This window comes from Polaromonas sp., assembly GCF_010365105.1.
Classification (GTDB): domain Bacteria; phylum Pseudomonadota; class Gammaproteobacteria; order Burkholderiales; family Burkholderiaceae_C; genus Polaromonas.
The window spans coordinates 1-14,840 of sequence record NZ_JAAFGZ010000036.1 but is presented as its reverse complement, the minus strand read 5'-3'; the positions used below and the strand labels follow the sequence as shown (position 1 = coordinate 14,840).

The 14,840-nt window shown below is 62.3% G+C and carries 16 protein-coding genes, 2 tRNA genes and 1 pseudogene; 13 read left to right on the top strand and 6 right to left on the bottom strand.

The window, feature by feature from the left end:
* Positions 1-402, top strand: a complete 402-nt coding sequence (locus tag GZ092_RS17890; protein WP_293638371.1) for a type II toxin-antitoxin system MqsA family antitoxin — start codon at positions 1-3, stop codon at positions 400-402.
* A 68-nt stretch (positions 403-470) separates the two neighbouring features.
* Positions 471-650, top strand: a pseudogene (locus GZ092_RS17885) (UDP-N-acetylenolpyruvoylglucosamine reductase); the annotation flags it as partial.
* A 109-nt stretch (positions 651-759) separates the two neighbouring features.
* On the opposite strand, the gene GZ092_RS17880 reads toward GZ092_RS17885, so the two are convergent.
* The 4 genes from GZ092_RS17880 to GZ092_RS17865 form a co-directional block, all read right to left on the bottom strand.
* Positions 760-1,083, bottom strand: a complete 324-nt coding sequence (locus tag GZ092_RS17880) for a hypothetical protein (protein ID WP_293638370.1) — start codon at positions 1,081-1,083, stop codon at positions 760-762.
* Positions 1,070-1,363: a hypothetical protein gene (locus GZ092_RS17875; RefSeq protein WP_293638369.1), complete on the bottom strand. Its 294-nt coding sequence runs from the start codon at positions 1,361-1,363 to the stop codon at positions 1,070-1,072. The genes GZ092_RS17880 and GZ092_RS17875 overlap by 14 nt, the downstream gene beginning before the upstream one ends.
* 140 nt (positions 1,364-1,503) lie before the next feature.
* The gene (gene argG, locus GZ092_RS17870; RefSeq protein ID WP_293638368.1) at positions 1,504-2,841 is read right to left on the bottom strand and encodes an argininosuccinate synthase; all 1,338 of its coding nucleotides are present in this window, start codon (positions 2,839-2,841) and stop codon (positions 1,504-1,506) included.
* 32 nt (positions 2,842-2,873) lie between these two features.
* Positions 2,874-3,191, bottom strand: a complete 318-nt coding sequence (locus GZ092_RS17865; RefSeq protein WP_293638367.1) for a pyrimidine/purine nucleoside phosphorylase — start codon at positions 3,189-3,191, stop codon at positions 2,874-2,876.
* 142 nt (positions 3,192-3,333) lie between these two features.
* On the opposite strand from GZ092_RS17865, the gene GZ092_RS17860 reads away from it, so the two are divergent.
* Together GZ092_RS17860 and GZ092_RS17855 are read left to right on the top strand one after the other, a co-directional pair.
* A complete protein-coding gene (locus tag GZ092_RS17860; RefSeq protein WP_293638366.1) occupies positions 3,334-3,909 on the top strand; it encodes a sigma-70 family RNA polymerase sigma factor in 576 nt (191 codons plus the stop codon).
* Positions 3,910-4,165: 256 nt separating this feature from the next.
* A complete protein-coding gene (locus GZ092_RS17855) occupies positions 4,166-4,951 on the top strand; it encodes an anti-sigma factor (RefSeq protein ID WP_293638365.1) in 786 nt (261 codons plus the stop codon).
* A 94-nt stretch (positions 4,952-5,045) separates the two neighbouring features.
* On the opposite strand, the gene GZ092_RS17850 is transcribed toward GZ092_RS17855, so the two are convergent.
* Both GZ092_RS17850 and GZ092_RS17845 read right to left on the bottom strand, forming a co-directional pair.
* Complete coding sequence (locus GZ092_RS17850) at positions 5,046-5,804, bottom strand: hypothetical protein (RefSeq protein ID WP_293638363.1); 759 nt, start codon at positions 5,802-5,804, stop codon at positions 5,046-5,048.
* A 168-nt stretch (positions 5,805-5,972) separates the two neighbouring features.
* Complete coding sequence (locus tag GZ092_RS17845; protein WP_293638362.1) at positions 5,973-6,317, bottom strand: arsenate reductase; 345 nt, start codon at positions 6,315-6,317, stop codon at positions 5,973-5,975.
* A gap of 174 nt (positions 6,318-6,491) precedes the next feature.
* Between GZ092_RS17845 and pip the strand changes: the two genes are divergently transcribed.
* The 9 genes from pip to GZ092_RS17800 all read left to right on the top strand — a co-directional run bounded on the left by pip (position 6,492) and on the right by GZ092_RS17800 (position 14,829).
* On the top strand, positions 6,492-7,460 hold the full coding sequence (gene pip, locus GZ092_RS17840) for a prolyl aminopeptidase (RefSeq protein WP_293638361.1): 969 nt from the start codon (positions 6,492-6,494) through the stop codon (positions 7,458-7,460).
* A gap of 49 nt (positions 7,461-7,509) precedes the next feature.
* Positions 7,510-8,820, top strand: coding sequence for a bifunctional tetrahydrofolate synthase/dihydrofolate synthase (gene folC, locus GZ092_RS17835; protein ID WP_293638360.1), 1,311 nt, complete (start codon positions 7,510-7,512; stop codon positions 8,818-8,820).
* 87 nt (positions 8,821-8,907) lie between these two features.
* Complete coding sequence (locus GZ092_RS17830) at positions 8,908-9,843, top strand: SPOR domain-containing protein (RefSeq protein ID WP_293638359.1); 936 nt, start codon at positions 8,908-8,910, stop codon at positions 9,841-9,843.
* 16 nt (positions 9,844-9,859) lie between these two features.
* Positions 9,860-10,345 carry a CvpA family protein gene (locus GZ092_RS17825; RefSeq protein ID WP_293638358.1) on the top strand — a complete coding sequence of 162 codons (486 nt, stop codon included), beginning with the start codon at positions 9,860-9,862 and terminating at the stop codon, positions 10,343-10,345.
* Between the two features lie 56 nt (positions 10,346-10,401).
* Positions 10,402-11,931, top strand: coding sequence for an amidophosphoribosyltransferase (purF, locus tag GZ092_RS17820; RefSeq protein ID WP_293638357.1), 1,530 nt, complete (start codon positions 10,402-10,404; stop codon positions 11,929-11,931).
* Position 11,932: 1 nt separating this feature from the next.
* Positions 11,933-13,147, top strand: coding sequence for an O-succinylhomoserine sulfhydrylase (locus tag GZ092_RS17815; RefSeq protein ID WP_293638356.1), 1,215 nt, complete (start codon positions 11,933-11,935; stop codon positions 13,145-13,147).
* Entirely contained in the window at positions 13,144-14,538 is a 1,395-nt protein-coding gene (gene gltX, locus GZ092_RS17810; RefSeq protein WP_293638355.1) for a glutamate--tRNA ligase, read from the top strand. The genes GZ092_RS17815 and gltX overlap by 4 nt, the downstream gene beginning before the upstream one ends.
* A 71-nt stretch (positions 14,539-14,609) precedes the next feature.
* A tRNA-Ala gene (locus GZ092_RS17805) sits at positions 14,610-14,685 on the top strand.
* 68 nt (positions 14,686-14,753) lie between these two features.
* A tRNA-Glu gene (locus GZ092_RS17800) sits at positions 14,754-14,829 on the top strand.
* Positions 14,830-14,840: the final 11 nt, after the last annotated feature.

Sequence of the window (14,840 nt, the reverse complement as noted above, 5' to 3'; positions counted from 1 at the left end):
ATGAAATGCCCATGCTGCGGAGCGGCCGAACTGCTCCACGATACCCGCGATATGCCCTACGTTTACAAAGGCGAAACCACCCTCATTCCCGCCGTCACCGGCGACTTTTGCCCTGCCTGCGGCGAAGTCGTCCTGACCCGGGAACACGGCGACCGCTACAGCGAATTGATGGGAATATTTCAGCGCCAGATCAATGCCGCCTATGTTGACCCTGCCTATATCGTCAACGTGCGCAAGAAGCTGGACCTGGATCAGCGCCAGGCCGCCGAAATTTTTGGCGGTGGCGTGAATGCTTTTTCACGCTACGAAAATGGCAAGACCAAGCCGCCGCTGGCCCTGGTCAAGCTCCTCAAGCTGCTTGACCGCCATCCCGAATTGCTGAATGAAATCAGGATGGCTTGAAAGCCATCTTGTGCGCTATTGGAATGAGAGCTGGCCGCGCCCGCAGCATAAGCGCTACGGGCAATTTCATCGAAAAATCTGGCCTCTGCGAGCAGCGGGTGCTGGTGCTGATGCAGGTCAACTGCGACGGCAGCGCCCACATGGCACTGGGCGGCGAAGTGATGACGCTGGCCAATGCGATCCAGACCAGCGTCTATGAGCGCTTTGGGCTGCGGCTGGAGCCGGAGCCGGAGCCGGTGGTGGTTTGAGTTTCGCCTTGCACTGAAATCGCTATATTTTCAGTAGCTCCTTGCGCCCGTGTGTATTGGGTCAGGCATCAATTTAGGGCATGAAACTGGTTTTGGCGGTTGAACCCCGTCAGGACGTACGGCGCTTTTCCTTCGTCCCACTGGAGCGCGATTTCAGGCTGGATGAAGACTCCACAAAACGCCCGGACACGTATTTGTGCAACACGCTGGCAATCAGGGTCTGGTAAGGCATGCCTTCTTCAAGCGCCCGAGCCTGAATGTCCATCAAGTCCGGCGTTGAAATGCGGATGTTGACCCGCTTTTCCTTCAGGAAAGTAGCGCTTGCGGCGGCCTTGAATTTGGCCAGCCTGTCCTTGGAGGGCGATGTGGACTTGAGCTCGCCCTTCTCGTAGGCAGCCAGAATTTCTTGCTCGAATGCGTCAGGTTTTTTCATCGGGGTTGCTCCTGCGTAAATAGTCACGGGTTCCCTTGCGGCTGGGAATCACCGTCTTCAAAAAGTAGTAGCCGGGTTCTTCCACATAAGGCACCAAATAAACATAGCCATCCAGTGCGATGACAAAAATGGACTGATTCGGATACTTTTCAGGGTTCGGGTGGCCCAACTCATCAAGCAGGCCATCGGCCTCGATGGCCAGCACCATTTCCTCAAATGAAATTCCACGCTCAATTTTCAACGTCGCGTTTTTATCGTGATTCCAGCGGAATGGTTTCATCCTGAAATTCTATCTTGATGTGTGCCTAATGTCACCTCCTGAAACACGCGAAAACAAGGACGGGAGTAGGGGAGGTCGTCGCTTCAGATACGCAGAAAAAAGCCGCCCGAAGGCGGCTTGAAACGGCCAGCGGCGCAGCTTTACTCGGCGGCCTTGCCCGTCAGGTTCAGCAAATCCCCACCCGTACCCAACGACAGCACGCCGCTCTTGGCATAGATGCCCAGCTTGGCGCGCGTGTCCACGATGTCCAGGTTGCGCATCGTCAGCTGGCCGATGCGGTCCAGCGGCGTGAAGGCGCCTTCGACTTTTTCCATGCTCAGCCGCTCGGGCTGGTAGGTCAGGTTGGCGGATTCGGTGTTCAAAATCGAATAGTCGTTGCCCCGGCGCAGCTCGAGGGTCACTTCGCCGGTGATGGCGCTGGCCACCCAGCGCTGGGCGGTCTCGCGCAGCATGATGGCTTGTGAATCAAACCAGCGGCCCTGGTACAGCAGGCGGCCCAAGCGGCGGCCGCTGTCGCGGTATTGCTCGATGGTGTCTTCGTTGTGGATGCCGGTCACCAGGCGCTCGTAGGCGATAAACAGCAACGCTAGGCCGGGTGCTTCGTAAATGCCACGGCTTTTGGCTTCGATGATGCGGTTTTCGATCTGGTCGCTCATGCCCAGGCCGTGGCGTCCGCCAATGCGGTTGGCTTCGAGGATCAGCTCGACCAGGTCGGTGTATTCGACGCCGTTCAGCGCGACCGGGCGGCCTTCTTCAAAGCGAACGCTGACTTCTTCGCGCTTGACCTCGACGTCGTCTTTCCAAAAGGCCACGCCCATGATCGGGTTGACGATCTTCATGCCGCTGGAGAGGAATTCGAGGTCTTTGGCCTCGTGCGTGGCGCCCAGCATGTTGGAGTCGGTCGAATAGGCTTTTTCGGACGACATCTTGTAGCCAAAACCGGCTTGCGTCATGAATTCGGACATTTCGGCGCGGCCGCCCAGTTCGTCGATGAACAGCTGGTCAAGCCACGGCTTGTAGATTTTCAGTGACGGGTTGGTCAGCAGGCCGTAGCGGTAAAAGCGCTCGATGTCGTTGCCCTTGTAGGTGCTGCCGTCGCCCCAGATGTTGACGTCGTCTTCCTTCATGGCGGCCACCAGCATGGTGCCGGTCACCGCGCGGCCCAGCGGTGTGGTGTTGAAGTAGGTCACGCCGGCGGTGGTGATGTGAAAGGCGCCGGCCTGTAGTGCGGCCAGGCCTTCTGCGGCCAGTTGCTGGCGGCAGTCGATCAGGCGGGCTTTTTCAGCGCCGTACTGCATCGCCTTGCGCGGGATGTCTTCGTAGTCGGGCTCGTCGGGCTGGCCGAGATTGGCGGTGTAGGCATAGGGAATCGCGCCCTTGAGCTTCATCCAGTGCAATGCGGCGCTGGTGTCGAGGCCGCCGGAAAAGGCAATGCCGACTTTTTGGCCGGCGGGGAGGTTTTGGAGAATGGTGGCCATGGGGTGTTCCTGGTTGCTGCGTGATTCGGGGTTCAGGCGTAGTGGCAGATGTAGTGATAGGCCTGCTCGACGCGGATATCGAACTTCGAGTTGCCGGGCACGCTGAAGGATTCGCCGATGACGGACTTCAGCCACTCGTCGCTGCCCGCCAGCTTGTATTCGCAGGCGCCGCCCACGCATTGCATGGTTTCAGGTGCGCCCGTGCCGAAAGTGAGGGTGGACGGCAGCACCACACCCACCGATTTTTGGGTGCCGTCAGCCAGCGTAAAGCTGTGACTCACGCATTTGCCGTCGAAGTACACATTGGCTTGGGTGGTGATGTTGACGTTGTCGATTTTTTCGGTGGTCATGAGGATTTTTCAGGGTGTAAACGCTGCGCAGGGCAGGCGGGCGGATCAGGCCCGGATTTTAGGTCAGCCCGCAGCCTGGCCGGGCGCCGCATGAATCCAATCGCCTGTTTGCGGCGTATGAATAGTGTGGACAATGTCGTTCATGAAACCAGAAAGCCCGGATAGCCAATTGATTGCACTCCTTGACCGCGTGGCGCTGGCCGACGAATCGGCCCTCAAAGAGTTGTATGGCCTGACGTCTTCCAAGCTCTACGGCGTGGCGGTGCGCGTGGTCACCAACCGGGAGTGGGCCGAAGACGTGCTGCAGGAGGCTTTCCTCAACATCTGGAAGGTTGCCGGAACCTACAAAGCCACGCTGTCGCCGCCCATGGCCTGGATGGGCCTGCTGGTGCGAAGCCGGGGGCTGGACTTTTTGCGTCGCCGCGCCTCCGACCGCGCCGACCGCATGCAGGAACTGGATGAAGTGATTTCCGACACGGTGGCGGGCGACTCGCCCAACCCGATGGACACCACGCAGGCCAGCGAGCAGGCCTGGGCCTTGCACCAGTGCCTGAGCCAGCTCGAAAACAAACAGCGCGAAGTGGTCAGCCTGGCCTACCTGCGCGACCTCAGCCACAGCGAATTGGCCGAACAGCTCAAGCTGCCGCTGGGAACCGTGAAAACCTGGATTCGCCGGGGGCTGGAGCAATTGCGCGGCTGCATGGCGAGGTTCGCATGAGTGTGGCCCCCACGCTTGTCGCTTCGCGTACTGCGCTGCCCCCCGAGGGGGCCGCTGCGCCTGCGGCCTGGCAAAGCCAGTTCCGCGGCCCCTGCTGGTTGGGTACGGGCACGCCTACGCTCCCCACTTCGCGTACTGCGCTGCCCCCCGAGGGGGCCGCTGCGCCTGCGGCCTGGCGAAGACAGTTCCGTGGCCCCTGCTGGAGCGCAGCTCCTTCGCCTGCCGGTTGGCGTGCGCCTTTTTTTGAAACAGCTTCATGAATATCCATAAAAATCCCGGCTTGATGGATCAACTGGCCGCCAGCTACGCCTTGGGCACCTTGCGCGGTGGCGCGCGGCGCCGCTTTGAAACCCTGGCGCGTGACAACGCGACCTTGCGCGTGACCGCGCTGATCTGGCAAAGCCGGCTGGCATCGGTGGCCGAACTGCAGCCTGAAGTGGCGCCCAGCCCGGTGGTCTGGAAGCGTATCGAAAACCTCATCCATGCAGAAAAACAGGCCCACGCCATGCAGGCGGCCCGAAACGTACCTGCCGTGCCAGCGCCTGCCGGGGGCCGCTGGTGGTCCAGCCTGGGCCTGTGGCGCGGCGCCACCGCAGCGGGCGCGTTTGCGACCCTGCTGGCCGTGGTGACCGGCGTGAATTTCACCCGGCAGCTGAGCGGACAGGTGCAGGAACTCAGCGCCAAACTTACAAACACCCCGGCCATTGAATACGTCGCCGTGCTGGCAGACGACAAGGCCAATGCATCGATCCTGGTGACGTTTGACCCCAAGAGCCAGAAATTGATGCTCAAACGCGTGGGCGATTTCCGCGAGCAGCCCGACAAGTCGCTCGAACTGTGGGCCTTGCCGCCGGGCGCGCCGGCCAAGTCGCTGGGCGTGATGAGCGGCGACGCGGTGGTCCAGCTGACCGCTGCCGACAGCGACATCCGCCGATCGCCCGTGCTGGCCATCACGCTCGAACCCAAGGGTGGCGTGCCGGCCGGAACAGCGGCCACCGGGCCGATCCTGTTCAAGGGCGCGCTGATCAGGACGCCTGAATAGCCTGAGCCCGGCCGCTGGGCTGGTGCAACATAAGGCCAAACGTTAAAAAGGGACGCTCACGGGAGCGTCCCTTTTTGTTTTCAGGATAAAAAATTCAGCGCCAGTGGCCTCGATGCCCGCCGCCAAAGCCCCGGCTGTAGCCAAAGTTGAGCGACAGGCCGATGGGCGGGTAATACGGGGCGTAGTAGGGGCGGGGGGCGTAATAGGCCGGTTCGTAGACCGGTGCCGTCATCACCGGCTGTACGTAAACCGGCTGCGGCTGCACGTAGACAGGCTGAGGTTGCACATAAACCGGCTGCGGCTGCACTTGCGCCGGCGGGTAATAGCTTTGCGGCGGCGACTGGAAAGGCTGCGGCGCGGCTTCGATGGCGCCGACCGGCGAGACATTCAGGCGCACATGCAGTCCCGGGTCGGTGGGCATTTGCGCGCTGTACTGCGTGCCCTGGTATTCGTACACCACGTTGAAATAGCTGGCGCGGTTTTCATAAAACGTCTGCGTGCTGCAGCGCTGGACGTTTTGCAACTGGTTGTTCGGGCCTTCGATGCGGTCGCCCAGCATCGCACCGCCGACCAGGCCGATCATGGTGGCCGCCGCCCGGCCGCCGCCGTTGCCGATCGCATTGCCCGCCGCGCCGCCGGCGATGGCACCCATCAGGGCGCCTGCGCCCGACCGGGGCGACTGCACCACGACGGCTTCATTGCTGCACACCTGGCGCGGCACGGCCACTTGCTGAACCACTGGCGTGCTGGAGATGACGCGTGCCAGGATGTCCATGGCCGATGCAGGCGCCGATGCCATGGCGGCAGCCGTGACTGCGGAACCGATGCAGGTTTTGATGAAGGTGTTTTTCATAGCCAGGCCTTTTAATTCAACTCGCCCATCGTGCAAATGCGTTGTGGCAAATGCTGTGTCTTCGGACTTCCGGAAACTCCAGATTTTAGTGAATTCGACCTGTTTCGAGGCACAAAGTTCGGTTTCAACACTGTAAAGCTGGTGACCTGCCAACGCAGCCGGACCGGCTCAAACCCGCCCGGCCCAGTCGGCGGCATCAAAGCCGACCGTGATGTCCGGGCCCCAGTCCATCACTGGCCGCTTGATCACGCTCGGGCTGGCGCGCATCAGGGTTTCGGCGCTTTCCGCATCGACCACGGCGGCCTGCGTGGCCGCATCGAGCTTTCGCCATGTCGTGCCCTTGCGGTTCAGCAGCTTTTCCCAGCCGGCGGCGCGCACCCACTGCGCCAGTTGCTCCGGAGGAACGCCCTGCTTTTTGAAGTCATGAAAGACGTGCTCCTGTCCGTGTTCCGCAAGCCAGGTGCGGGCTTTTTTGACGGTGTCGCAGTTTGAAATGCCGTACAGAATGGTCATGTCGTCGCTTTCAGGTTTTTATTAAGAAATAGTGGCTTTGCGCAATATCCACGGGCACAAGCAGCTATTGATTGTGTAGCTTTGGCTAGCTAGCTGCGTGCTGGAATAATGCATGAATCTGCCAGCGCCCTGGCACCGTGCCTTCGTTGCCTGGATTATTTTGAGGGAAACCGCATGATTTCTTCCGTCCCCACCGTTGCCGCTCCTGCGCTTTACCCGCCCATCGAGCCGTTTCGCACCGGCACGCTCGACACTGGCGACGGCCATTCGATCTATTGGGAGCTGTGCGGCAATCCGCAAGGCAAGCCGGCGGTGTTTTTGCATGGCGGACCGGGTTCGGGCTGCTCGACAGACCACCGGCGGCTGTTCGACCCCGAACGCTATTGCGTGCTGCTGTTCGACCAGCGCGGCTGCGGCCGTTCAACGCCGCATGCGTCGCTGGACCACAACACGACCTGGCACCTGGTCGCCGACATCGAGCGCCTGCGCAGCCTGATCGGCGTGGAGCGATGGCTGGTGTTTGGCGGTTCCTGGGGCAGTTCGCTGGCGCTGGCCTATGCGCAGACGCACCCGGCGCAAGTGTCCGAACTGATCGTGCGCGGCATCTTCACGCTGCGCCGCGCTGAATTGAACTGGTATTACCAGGAAGGCGCGTCCTGGCTGTTTCCCGATCTGTGGGAAGACTTTCTGGCACCGATTCCATCGGCCGAGCGCGGCGACCTGATGGCTGCCTACCGTCGGCGGCTGGTCGGCAGTGACCGGGCCGCGCAACTGGCCTGCGCCCGCGCCTGGAGCCTGTGGGAAGGGCAGACCATCACGCTGCTGCCAGACCCGACGGGCGCGACCAAGCACGGTGGCGACGACTTTGCGCTGGCGTTCGCGCGCATCGAAAACCATTATTTCGTGCACGGCGGCTGGCTGGAGGAGGGCCAGTTGATCCGCGATGCGGGCAAGCTGGCCGGCATTCCGGGTGTCATCGTGCAGGGCCGCTACGACATGGCCTGCCCGACCAAAACCGCCTGGGACCTGCACCGCGCCTGGCCCGAGGCCGAATTTCACCTGATTGCCGACGCCGGCCATGCCTTCAACGAGCCCGGCATCCTGGCGCAACTGCTCGCCGCGACCGACCGCTTTGCGCGTTGAAACGCTTCCGAACACGGGTATTGCGCCTTGCGCGACAATGCGCATCTCTATGCAAAATCTGACTACTTTGGACGACTGGCTGGCGCATTGCGAGCGCCTGCACCCGACAAGCATCGACATGGGCCTGGACCGCGTCCGGACCGTCGCCGAACGCATGGGGCTGAAGTTTGACTGCCCGGTCATCACCGTGGCCGGTACCAACGGCAAGGGCTCGACCTGCGCCATGCTCGAAGCCATCCTGATGGAAGCCGGCTACCGGACCGGCGTCTACACCTCGCCGCACCTGGTGCATTTCGAGGAGCGCTGCCGGGTGCGCGGCGATATTGTCGGCGCTACGGATTTAATAGCAAACTTCGCACGTGTGGAAAGCGCAAGAAGCCAAAATGGCAATGAAATCTCGCTGACCTACTTCGAATTCACCACCCTGGCCATCCTGCAGTTGCTGGCCAATGCAAAGCTCGACGTGGTGATCCTGGAAGTCGGCCTGGGCGGCCGGCTCGACGCCGTCAACATCCTGGACGCCGACTGCGCCGTCATCACCAGCATCGACCTGGACCACATGGAATTGCTCGGGCAGACCCGGGAAGCCATCGGTTTCGAGAAAGCCGGCATCATGCGCGCCGGCCGGCCCGTCGTCGTCAGCGACCCGGTGCCGCCGCAAAGCGTGCTGGACCATGCGACCGCCCTGGGCGCCGACCTGTGGCGCTTTGGCAACGACTTCAATTTCTCGGGTGACAAGCTCCAGTGGAGCTGGGCCGGCCGCGGTCGGCGCTATGCCGGACTGGCCTATCCGGCACTGCGCGGCGCCAACCAGCTGGTCAATGCCTCGGGCGTGCTGGCGGCGCTGACGGCGCTGCGCGACCGGCTGCCCATCACCGCGCAGGCAGTGCGCAACGGCCTGTCGCTGGTCGAACTGCCGGGACGCTTCCAGATCATTCCCGGCCAGCCAACGCTGGTGCTTGACGTGGCGCACAACCCGCATTCGGTGGCCGCGCTGACCGAAAACCTTGACGCCATGGGTTTTTATCCGTGCACGCATGCGGTGTTTGGCGCCATGGCTGACAAGGACGTCGGCCCCATGCTGGCGCGCATCGGCCCGCTGGTCGACAAGTGGTATTTCACCGACCTGCCGACGCCGCGTGCGGCCACCGGCGAGGCGCTGTGCGCCGCCTGGCAGGCTGGCAACACCCGGACAGACGCGACAGCCAGTGCTTACAAAAGCCCCGACTCAGCATTGCAGGCAGCTGTCAAGGCGGCAAACCCCACTGATAGAATCGTCGTCTTTGGCTCGTTCTACACCGTGGGCGGAATCCTCAAGAACGGCGTGCCGCGTTTTTCCGCGCCACACTTTTCGGCCTGAGGCCGAATCAACCGGAGCCACCGCCTGCGCCAGAACGGCAAGCGGTCTGCCACCCCTACCTGGCCCTCAACGGATTCCATACACACCATGCCGTTTTTCAAGTTCCGCCGGGGCGACGCCAGTCCAACCCCTCCTGCCGGTTCAGCCACCCAGGCGCAAAGCGTGGAAGTGCTGCGCAAGCGCGCCAAGCACCGGCTGATCGGTGCATCGGTGCTGGTGCTGCTGGGCGTCGTCGGCTTTCCAATCCTGTTCGAAACCCAGCCACGCCCGGTGGACGTCGACATTCCGATTGAAATTCCGGGAAAAAATGCCCTCAAGCCGCTGGTGGTTCCCGCGCCTGCGCCTGCGGTGGCCACTGCGCCTGCACCGGCCAAAACGACCGCGACTGCAGCGCAGACGGTGACGGCGGCCGCCAGCTTGTCGCCCACCGAAGAGATTTACTCGTCAAAACCCGCACCACCGCTTGCTGAGCCTGCTTCTCCAGCTATTAAAAAAGAAGTAAAGCCGGAGCCCCGGCAAGAGGCGAAAGCTGAAGTCCGGCCAGAGGCCAAGCCGCGTCCGGAACCCAAGCCCGAAGCCAAACCGGAACCCAAGCCGGAACCCAGGCCCGTCGAAAAAGTTGAAGCTCGGCCGGTTGTCAAGCCCGAGCCCGTCAAGCCGGCTCCTTCAAGCGACGACGGCGCACGGGCGATGGCGCTGCTCAACGCCAGGCCTGCAGCGCTGCCCCCCAAGGTAGCGGCGCCGACCAAGCCGGTGGCCACCGAAGAAACCAAGGCCGCTGCCGCTGAAACCAAGGGCCGCATGGTGGTGCAGGTGGGTGCTTTTGCCGATGCCGCCAAGGCCGAGGAAACACGCCGCAAGCTGGAAAAGGCCGGCCTCAACACCTACACCCAGGTGGCAGACACCAAGGACGGCAAGCGCGTTCGGGTTCGCGTTGGGCCCTTTGCCAACAAGGCCGAGGCTGAAAGGGCGGTGAACAAGATCAGGGCACTTGATTTGCCGGTTGCCATCCTGAGTTTCTAGTCTTGAGTGCGGCGCTGTGATGACGCTTGACTGGATTTTGGCGGGGGTTTTGTTTTTTTCCCTGTTGCTGGGTGCCTGGCGCGGGCTGGTTTATGAAGTGCTGTCGTTGCTGGGCTGGGCGGTTTCTTTTTATGCCGCGCAATGGTTTGCGCCGCAGGTGGCGCTGCTGCTTCCCTGGCCGTCGGCCACCGAGCCGATGCGTTATGCAGCCGCTTTCGTTCTCGTCTTCATCGCCGCGCTGTTTGCGGCCGGTTTGCTGGCCGCCTTGTTGAAACGGCTGGTGGACGCCATCGGCCTGCGGCCTGTGGACCGCACGCTGGGTGCGGCGTTCGGCATGCTGCGCGGCATGATCCTGCTGCTGGCCGCCACCGTCGTGATTGACATGACGGCGCTCAAGTCCAGCGACTGGTGGCAGGAGTCCACCGGGGCACAAGCGCTGACGGCGGCGCTTGCCAGCCTGAAGCCGCTGCTGCCGGAGCCCTTTGCAAGGTTTCTGGGTTGATTGTTTTGTTGTTTTGTCTTTACGTTGAGAAATCAACACACCATGAGTAACACACCATGTGCGGAATAGTTGGAATCGTCAGCCGGGCTCCGGTCAATCAGCTGATTTACGACGGGCTGCTGCTGCTGCAGCACCGTGGCCAGGATGCCGCCGGCATCGTCACCCAGCAGGGACGCAAGTTCTACATGCACAAGGCCAAGGGCATGGTGCGCGATGTGTTCCGCACCCGCAACATGCGCGCGCTGCCGGGCAATGTCGGGCTGGGCCAGGTGCGCTACCCGACGGCGGGCAACGCCTTCAGCGAGGACGAAGCGCAGCCCTTCTATGTCAACGCGCCGTTCGGCCTGGTCTTGTCGCACAACGGCAACCTGACCAACGCAGCCGAGCTGAAAGCCGAGTTGTTCAATACCGACCACCGCCACATCAACACCGACAGCGACTCCGAAGTGCTGCTCAACGTGCTGGCGCATGAGCTGGAAAAAACCACACGCGGCCTGCCGCTGACGCCGGCCGACGTGTTTGCCGCCGTGCGCGGCGTACACAAGCGTGTCAAGGGCTCGTATGCCGTGGTGGCGCTGATTGCCGGCCATGGCCTGCTGGCGTTTCGCGACCCGTTCGGCATTCGCCCCTTGTGCATGGGCCATGGCCAGAACGAAGACGGCGCAACCGTCATGGTGGCCAGCGAATCGGTGGCGCTCGAAGGCACCGCGCACCAGTTCGAGCGCGACATTGCGCCTGGCGAAGCCGTGTATGTGAACCTGGACGGCAAGGTGCATGCCGAACAGTGCGCCGCCAACCCCCAGCTCAAGCCCTGCATTTTCGAGTTTGTTTATCTGGCGCGCCCGGACTCGGTGCTTGACGGCATTTCGGTCTACCAGGCGCGCCTGAACCTGGGTGAAACGCTGGCCAAGCGGGTCGTCTCCACCGTGCCGCCGAGCGACATCGACGTGATCATCCCGATTCCCGAATCCAGCCGACCCAGCGCCACCCAGCTGGCGCACCTGCTGGGCATTCCCTACCGCGAAGGCTTTGTCAAGAACCGCTACGTGGGCCGCACCTTCATCATGCCGGGGCAGGGCGTTCGCAAGAAATCGGTGCGCCAGAAACTCAACGTGATTGCCAGCGAGTTCAAGGGCCGCAACGTGCTGCTGGTCGATGACTCCATCGTGCGCGGCACCACCAGCCGTGAAATCGTGCAGATGGCACGCGACGCCGGTGCGCGCAAGGTTTATCTGGCCAGCGCTGCGCCGCCGGTGCGTTTTCCAAACGTCTATGGCATCGACATGCCGACGCCGGGTGAACTGGTCGCGCATGACCGCAGCATTGAAGAAATCCGCCAGGTGATCGGCTGCGATGCGCTGATTTACCAGGATGTCGAGGGCATGAAGCGCGCCATCCGTTCGCTGAACCCGGAACTCGATGGCTTTGACGCGTCCTGCTTCGACGGCGTGTATGTTACCGGCGACGTGACGGCCGAGACCATTGCCGCGATGAATTCGGGGCGTGCCGACACTGCTGAAAGAGTTGGCGAGGACAGCGACGTCGATGTTTCGCGCCTGGCACTGCCCAATCCGCAGGAAGCCTGAGATGACGCAACGCGCACTACCCGACAACCTGCACCCTGACACGCTGGCCGTGCGTGTCGGCGTCGAACGCAGCCAGTACGGCGAGAACTCCGAAGCGCTGTACCTGACCAGCGGCTTTGTGCAGCCCGATGCTGAAACCTCGGCGCGCCGCTTTGCGGGCACCGAGGAAGGCTTTACCTATGCGCGCACGGCGAACCCGACGGTGGCCGGCTTCGAGCAGCGGTTGGCCGCACTCGAAGGCACGGAGGCGGCCATTGCCGCATCGAGCGGCATGGGCGCCATTTTGATGATGGGCATGGGCCTCTTGCGCGCTGGCGATCATGTGGTGTGTTCGCAGTCGGTGTTCGGCTCGACGCTGAACCTGTTCGCCAAGGAATTCGCCAAGTTCGGTGTCGAGACCACGTTTGTCTCGCAGACCGACATCGCGCAGTGGCGCGCGGCGATGCGTCCCAATACCAAACTGCTGTTTGCCGAAACGCCTACCAACCCGCTGACTGAAGTCTGCGACATCCGGGCGCTGGCCGATATAGCGCATGCAGGCGGCGCACTGCTGGCCGTTGACAACTGTTTCTGCTCGCCCGCGCTGCAGCGGCCAGCCGAGATGGGCGCCGACCTGATCATCCATTCGGGCACCAAGTACCTCGACGGCCAGGGCCGCGTCATGGCGGGCGCGATTTGTGGACCTTCGAAGCTGATCGTCGATGTGTTCGGCCCGATCGTGCGCACCGCCGGCATGGTGCTGGCGCCCTTCAATGCGTGGGTTGTGCTGAAAGGCCTGGAAACGCTGCGCATCCGCATGCAGGCGCAAAGCGCCACGGCCTTGGGCATTGCGCAATGGCTGGAAACGCATCCGGCCGTGACGCGCGTCCATTACCCCGGCCTGCCGTCGCACCCGCAGCACGAACTGGCGATGCGCCAGCAGTCTGGACTGGGCGGCGCGGTGGTGTCGTTTGACGTGCGCGGCAGCGACGCGGAAACGGCGCGCACCAACGCCTTTCATGTGATCAACAGCACGCAGGTGGTCAGCATTGCCACCAACCTGGGCGACACCAAGTCCATCATCACCCACCCTGGAACCACCTCGCATGGCCGCCTGACCGAAGCACAGCGCCAGGCGGCGGGCATCGGCCAGGGCCTGATCCGCTTTGCGGCCGGCCTGGAACACATTGACGATTTGAAAGCCGACCTCGCACGCGGTCTGGACAGCTTGATATGACACAAAAAACAAGAACCCGTTTCGCCCCTTCGCCCACCGGCTTCATCCACCTGGGCAACATCCGCTCGGCGCTGTACCCGTGGGCCTTCGCGCGCGCCACCGGCGGCGACTTCATCCTGCGCATCGAGGACACCGACGTGGAGCGCTCCAGCCAGGCCGCCGTCGATGTGATCATCGAAGGCATGCGCTGGCTCGGCCTGGACTACGACGAAGGCCCGTTCTACCAGATGCAGCGCATGGAGCGCTACAAGGCGGTGCTGGCCGAGATGGTGGCCGCTGGCCATGTTTACCCCTGCTACATGAGCGTGGCCGAACTCGATGCACTGCGCGAAGCGCAGATGGCCGCCAAGGAAAAGCCGCGCTACGACGGCACCTGGCGGCCCGAGCCCGGCAAGACGCTGCCGGCCATGCCCGAAGGCGTGAAGCCGGTGCTGCGCTTCAAGAATCCGCAAGGCGGCGCAGTGGTCTGGGACGACAAGGTCAAGGGCCGCATCGAGATCAGCAACGACGAACTCGACGACCTGGTGATTGCCCGGCCCGATGGCACCCCGACCTACAACTTCTGCGTCGTGGTTGACGACATGGACATGGCGATCACGCATGTGATTCGCGGCGACGACCATGTCAACAACACACCGCGCCAGATCAACATCTTCCGCGCCCTGGGCAAAGAAGTGCCGGTCTACGCCCATCTGCCGACCGTGCTGAACGAGCAGGGCGAGAAGATGAGCAAGCGCAACGGCGCCAAGCCGGTGACGCAATATGCCGCCGAGGGCTACCTGCCCGCTGCCATGGTGAACTACCTGGCGCGCCTGGGCTGGAGCCATGGCGACGACGAGATTTTCAGCCGTGAGCAGTTCTTGCAGTGGTTCAACCTCGACCATCTGGGCAAAAGTGCCGCGCAGTTCGACGAAGCCAAACTGCGCTGGGTGAATGCCCAGCATCTGAAAGCCATGGCCGACGACACACTGGCGGAACTGGTCCAGCCTTTCCTGGCGCAGCAGGGCGTGAGTGATGTCGATCCTGCCTGGCTGGCGCGCGGCTGCGCGCTGTTCAAGGACCGCTGCAGCACGCTGGTCGAACTGGCCGGCTGGCTCAAGCTGCTGGTCAACGGCGGCGAAGCCAGCCCGGCAGACATCAGCACCCATGTGACCGATGCAGTGCGGCCCGCGCTGGCAAAGCTGTCGCAGGCGCTCTCAAGCTGCGAATGGAACCGGCCGGCGATTGCCGCAGCCATCAAGCAAGTGCTGCTCGACACCGGCCTGAAGATGCCGCAACTGGCGATGCCGGTGCGCGTTCTGCTTCTGGGAACGCCGCAAACGCCGTCGCTCGATGCCGTGGTCGAACTCATGGCGCGAGAAAAAGTTATCGCCAAATTGAATTTAGTTTGAAAGTTTTCAAAAGCCTGATTTTTGTCGATATAATTTGAGGCTCGACAGGTTACTGAGAAATTGGTGACTAAGGGGGTATAGCTCAGCTGGGAGAGCGCTTGCATGGCATGCAAGAGGTCATCGGTTCGATCCCGTTTACCTCCACCAAGGTCGAGAAAGTTTTTAAATTTTTGTAGCAGGAATTAAAAAGCCTGCGCCGGAAGTTCCAAGGTTAAGACCCCATCGTCTAGAGGCCTAGGACACTACCCTTTCACGGTAGGTACCGGGGTTCGAATCCCCGTAGGGTCGCCAAATTTCCTTGC

Excerpts from the sequence above, each read along its gene's own strand:
- GZ092_RS17830 (WP_293638359.1), top strand. The coding sequence starts at position 8,908 with ATGCCGTTTTTCAAGTTCCGCCGGGGCGACGCCAGTCCAACCCCTCCT.
- gltX (WP_293638355.1), top strand. The coding sequence starts at position 13,144 with ATGACACAAAAAACAAGAACCCGTTTCGCCCCTTCGCCCACCGGCTTC.
- purF (WP_293638357.1), top strand. The coding sequence starts at position 10,402 with ATGTGCGGAATAGTTGGAATCGTCAGCCGGGCTCCGGTCAATCAGCTG.
- GZ092_RS17815 (WP_293638356.1), top strand. The coding sequence starts at position 11,933 with ATGACGCAACGCGCACTACCCGACAACCTGCACCCTGACACGCTGGCC.
- GZ092_RS17850 (WP_293638363.1), bottom strand. The coding sequence starts at position 5,804 with ATGAAAAACACCTTCATCAAAACCTGCATCGGTTCCGCAGTCACGGCT.
- GZ092_RS17855 (WP_293638365.1), top strand. The coding sequence starts at position 4,166 with ATGAATATCCATAAAAATCCCGGCTTGATGGATCAACTGGCCGCCAGC.
- GZ092_RS17880 (WP_293638370.1), bottom strand. The coding sequence starts at position 1,083 with ATGAAAAAACCTGACGCATTCGAGCAAGAAATTCTGGCTGCCTACGAG.
- GZ092_RS17860 (WP_293638366.1), top strand. The coding sequence starts at position 3,334 with ATGAAACCAGAAAGCCCGGATAGCCAATTGATTGCACTCCTTGACCGC.
- GZ092_RS17845 (WP_293638362.1), bottom strand. The coding sequence starts at position 6,317 with ATGACCATTCTGTACGGCATTTCAAACTGCGACACCGTCAAAAAAGCC.
- GZ092_RS17890 (WP_293638371.1), top strand. The coding sequence starts at position 1 with ATGAAATGCCCATGCTGCGGAGCGGCCGAACTGCTCCACGATACCCGC.
- pip (WP_293638361.1), top strand. The coding sequence starts at position 6,492 with ATGATTTCTTCCGTCCCCACCGTTGCCGCTCCTGCGCTTTACCCGCCC.
- folC (WP_293638360.1), top strand. The coding sequence starts at position 7,510 with ATGCAAAATCTGACTACTTTGGACGACTGGCTGGCGCATTGCGAGCGC.
- GZ092_RS17875 (WP_293638369.1), bottom strand. The coding sequence starts at position 1,363 with ATGAAACCATTCCGCTGGAATCACGATAAAAACGCGACGTTGAAAATT.
- argG (WP_293638368.1), bottom strand. The coding sequence starts at position 2,841 with ATGGCCACCATTCTCCAAAACCTCCCCGCCGGCCAAAAAGTCGGCATT.
- GZ092_RS17865 (WP_293638367.1), bottom strand. The coding sequence starts at position 3,191 with ATGACCACCGAAAAAATCGACAACGTCAACATCACCACCCAAGCCAAT.